2 protein-coding genes and 1 pseudogene are annotated in these 1,863 nt (G+C 72.4%); all 3 read left to right on the plus strand.

All coding sequences use genetic code 11. The features are described 5' to 3' along the window. The first annotated feature begins 90 nt into the window (after positions 1-90). A complete protein-coding gene (locus D7X55_RS38990) occupies positions 91-990 on the plus strand; it encodes a DUF2135 domain-containing protein (protein WP_120547262.1) in 900 nt (299 codons plus the stop codon). Between the two features lie 12 nt (positions 991-1,002). Next, positions 1,003-1,635 (plus strand): DUF1175 family protein, encoded by a 633-nt coding sequence (locus tag D7X55_RS38995; RefSeq protein WP_120547263.1) that lies wholly within the window; start codon positions 1,003-1,005, stop codon positions 1,633-1,635. Next, positions 1,632-1,863, plus strand: a pseudogene (locus D7X55_RS39000) (hypothetical protein); the annotation flags it as partial. The gene D7X55_RS38995 and the pseudogene D7X55_RS39000, both read left to right, overlap by 4 nt.

A 1,863-nucleotide genomic window follows, 5' to 3' on the forward strand; every position in this document is an offset into this window, starting at 1 on the left:
CTTGAAAACGGGTAGGGGCTTGCCGCACGCTGTGTCCCTTCGCGGACACTCTGGTTCGCGCGCTCCACTTCCAGGTTCCCAGGCTCCCCAATGCTCTCCGTCCTTCTCGCCGGGCTGCTGACGCAGACGGCGCCGCAGGTCTCCGCCCGCCAGCAGGGAGTGCCCATTGGCCGGGGCACCACGGTTCCCAAGGTGGTGTTGAGCGCGCCGTCCGGCGGTTGGACGGTGGACCGGATGCTCCAGATTGAGGGCACGGTGAGCGACGCCACGGTGGATCCGGTGGTGGTGTCCATCAACGGCGACCGCTACCTGATGCGCACGCAGGGCGGGCGCTTCAGCCGCAAGTTCCCCGCGGCCAGCGGCAAGAACGTCGTGACGGTGATGGCCACCAACAAGGGCGGCACGGCGCGCGCGCAGGCGACGAGCTACGCGCAGGTGCCCCCGGTGCCGCTCAAGGCCATCCTCACGAGCGACACGGACGGCGTCTACACGGACCTGCACATCTACGAGCCCACGGACGCGAGCAGCGCGGGGGACACGCTGGACGTGACGTCCATGGCGCACGTGTACTGGGCGAACACGGAGAGCCCGTCCGGCGGCACGTTCTTCCTCAACGAGCAGGGCGGCGACTTCGACCAGCCGGCGTACGGCCCGTACCTCTACATCCACCGCGCGCCGCCCCAGGGCGTGTACCTGGTGGCGACGAACTACTGGCCCAGCGGGGACAAGGCGCACACCGTGGCCACGCTCAACCTGGCGCTCTTCGAGGGCACGCCGGGAGAGGTCCGCCGCCGCGTGCGCATCCCGCTGGCGACGCCGGGCACGACGCGCGTGCTCGCGTGGGTGAACATCCTGGGGGACGGGAAGGCGGAGGTGTACGTGCCCTCCGCGGATCCGAAGCCGAAGGGGGAGGGCTGGCCCACGAACCTGGAGGAGGCCGTGAAGGAGCTCCAGAAGAACGGCGACGGCGGCGGAGACGAGGGCTACTGAAGCGCCGAAGCCATGCGCGCCCTGATGCTCACGCTGTTGCTGAACGCCGCGCCCGCTTCGTCTGGGAAGGCCCCGGCGCGCGAAGCCGCGGCCCTCGCCCCGGAGCCTGTCGCCGCTGAAACGCGCGCGCGGCTCCTGCGCCGGGAGGTCGCGCAGGTGGCGCTCGCGCAGGTGAAGGCTCCGGATTCAGCATGGCAGCCGGCGCAGCGTGACTGCGCGGGCCTCATCCGCTACGCGTACCGCGCGGCGTACCGGCGCGTGGCCTCTGAGCGGCTCGCCTCCCCGCTGTGGCGGGACGCGCGCGGCAATCCCTCCGACTTCGCGGACGCGGAGACGTTGATCAGCCGCAGCTTCACCCCCCTGGGCCGGGGCGCGGACGCGCGCGAGCAGCTTCGCACCGGGGACGTGGTGGCCTTCCGCCAGGAGCACGACGCGGGCCCCGTCTTCCACCTGATGCTCGTGGTGCGCCCGGAGGACCGGGCCCATGCACCCGCGCGCGTCGTCTACCACCCCGGTGAGGCTGGAGCGCGCGTGCGCACCGGCGTCCTGGACTCCCTCGCCACCGAGGCGCCGCTGGAGTGGCGCCCCGTGCCGGCCAACGCCGCCTTCCTCGGCTTCTTCCGCTTCAAGGAGTGGATGTCATGACGTCTCCCGTGAGCCCGCCGCCCCCCGCTGGAGGCGGAGGCAAGGGCCCCTCGTCCGCCGTGCGCATCGCGCTCATCGGCGCCATCGTCGTGGGCGTGGGCGTGGGGGCCTTCGTCATCGGCCGCAAGAGCGGCGGCGGCGGAAGCTCCGGCCCCGCCTTCTCCTCCGGTGAGCCCAAGGGCCCGCCCACCGCGGGCGCCACCGTGGAGGGCATGCCGGAGGTGTCCT

The sequence above is a fragment of the Corallococcus sp. AB049A genome (genome assembly GCF_003668885.1).
Taxonomy (GTDB): Bacteria; Myxococcota; Myxococcia; order Myxococcales; family Myxococcaceae; genus Corallococcus; species Corallococcus interemptor.